This is a genomic window from Micromonospora sp. NPDC049559, from assembly GCF_040676675.1.
Taxonomy (GTDB): Bacteria; Actinomycetota; Actinomycetes; order Mycobacteriales; family Micromonosporaceae; genus JBFAPK01.
Map to the genome: position 1 here is coordinate 1 of NZ_JBFAPK010000082.1, position 2127 is coordinate 2127.

Sequence of the window (2127 nt, forward strand, 5' to 3'; positions counted from 1 at the left end):
AACGCCCCGGTGAACTCCGGCTCGTTGGAGCGCGCCAACTGCTCCTCGGTCACCTGCGCATCAGCCATCTGCTGATCGACCCGCGCCGGACCGGCCGAGAAGTCGGTAGCGGCGGGTGGGGCCTTGTCCGGGACGGCCTTACCGGGATCGGGGGCGCCGGGGGCACCCGGAGGCTGATCGGCCACCAACGGCGTGACGGTCTTCTCCTTCGCCGCCGACGTGTCCGGCTCGGCCTTCGTCGTCGTCTCGATCGCCTTCGCCGAAGACTCTTTACCGGCCGTGACCTGACCCTGGACCTGGCCCTTCACCGCGTCGGCCTTACCCGACTCGCCGAACTTGTCCGCCTCGTCCAGATTCTTCGGCGCCTGCGCCGCAATCGCCTCATTAACGGCCCGCACGAACGCGGCCTTGTCGAACTCACCCGGCTTCGCGGCGTTCATCTTCTCCGCGTTCGCCGTCTTCCCCTGCGCCTGCCTGTCATCCTGCGGAGGCCGCGCCGCACCCTGCGCCTTACCCGCCTCCGACATCGCCGAAGGATGCGCCGACATCACCTTCTGCTTCGCCCGCACATCGGAGGCCAACGCGGCGAACTTCGGATCAGCCGACGCCGGCGGACGAGGCCCAGATGGCGACTCCGCCCCGGTTGCCAACCGCTGCACGGGCGCCGCAGAGCCGGGCGCGGAGCCGAGCGCGGGTGCGCCCTGACCAGCGGAGACGTCCGAGGTTGTACCGGCATCGGCGGGCGCGCGCTGGGTTGGAGGCGTACCCGTGCCGGCGCCGCCCCTCGACGGCGGCCGAGCGGCACGCGACGACGCCGCCCGCCGCTGCGCGACCAGGCCCGCCACCGCACGGTTACCCGCCGCAGCCTGCAACCGCTGCGCCACCGCCGGGCTCAACGCCCGCCCCGGCCCGGTCCGCGCGGCGGCGCCGGCCACTCGCGCGTCCGGCACCAGATTGGTACGCGGACTCGACGCTTCCTGCTCGGTAGCCGGTACGCCCGCGGCGCGTACCCGTTCCCGTTCGGCCCCCAACTCCTCGGCCGGTGTCTTCACGCCGCACCCCCGGAGCTGGCCCGCACGAAAAACTCACCGTAAACCGAGTATTCGACAACGGTCAGCCGCTTCGTTGTCGCCTGGGCCAGCCGGAAGGGAGATCATGACTACCCGAAAGGGCAAGCGCGGCGGGACGCTCCACATTGGCCGGACGCGGGTCCGCGCCCCGACGGGCATCCTCTAGGATCGACACCCGTTGACGGCGGGGCGCTCCGGAAGAGGAATTCATGGTGGAACAAGGCCGACCGGCCTCGGCCGGCATCGACACCTCGAAACCCAGTATCGCGCGAGCGTACGACGTGGTTCTCGGGGGCAAGGACAACTTCGCGATCGACCGCGCCGTCGTCGCCGAGATGCTCAAAATCGTTCCGCAACTTCCCGAGGTGGCGGCCTACAACCGGCAGATCCTCAGCCGCGGTGTCCGCTACCTGGTCGAGGAGGCGGGCATCCGGCAGTTCATGGACCTGGGCTCCGGGTTACCGACCCGGGAGAACACCCATCAGGTGGCACAGCGGTCGGCGCCCGAGGCCCGGGTCGTCTACATCGACAACGACCCGATCGTGCTCGCCCACGGCCGGGCCCTGCTCGTCGAGAACGAGAACACCGCAGTGGTCACGGCCGACCTGCGAGACCCGCAGGCCGTGCTCGCCAACCCCGAGGTGCACCGCCTCATCGACTTCTCCCAGCCGGTCGGTGTCCTGCTCGTCGGCATCCTCCACCACCTGCACGACAGCGAGGACCCGCGCGGCGTCGCGCAGGCGTACATGGCGGCGGTGCCCTCCGGCAGCCACCTGTTCATGACCAGCTTCTGCGCGTCCTTCCCGGCCGCCGCCGAGTTGGAGGAGACGTATCTCAGCGTGCTGGGCACCGGCCGGTTCCGCACGCTGGAGGAGCTACAGGGGTTCTTCGGCGACCTGGAGATGGTCGAGCCGGGCCTGGTCTCCTTGCCCGAGTGGCGGCCGGAGGCGCCCATCGACCACGAGCTGTCGGTGGCCGAACGACTGATGGCCGGAGCTGGCCGCCACCCCGTTCGCGCCCAAGCCGGCGCCCCCCGGCTCGGTGGCGCTGCCCGGCG

Annotated in this window: 2 protein-coding genes; one reads left to right on the forward strand and one right to left on the reverse strand. The window is 70.9% G+C overall.

Annotation, left to right across the window (positions count from 1 at the left end; all coding sequences use genetic code 11):
* A partial coding sequence (locus AB0J86_RS38735; RefSeq protein WP_363863860.1) for a hypothetical protein occupies positions 1-1052 on the reverse strand: 1052 nt, incomplete at its 3' end.
* A 227-nt stretch (positions 1053-1279) separates the two neighbouring features.
* On the opposite strand from AB0J86_RS38735, the gene AB0J86_RS38740 reads away from it, so the two are divergent.
* Positions 1280-2127: SAM-dependent methyltransferase (locus AB0J86_RS38740; protein ID WP_363863863.1), on the forward strand; the 848-nt coding region annotated here is incomplete at its 3' end.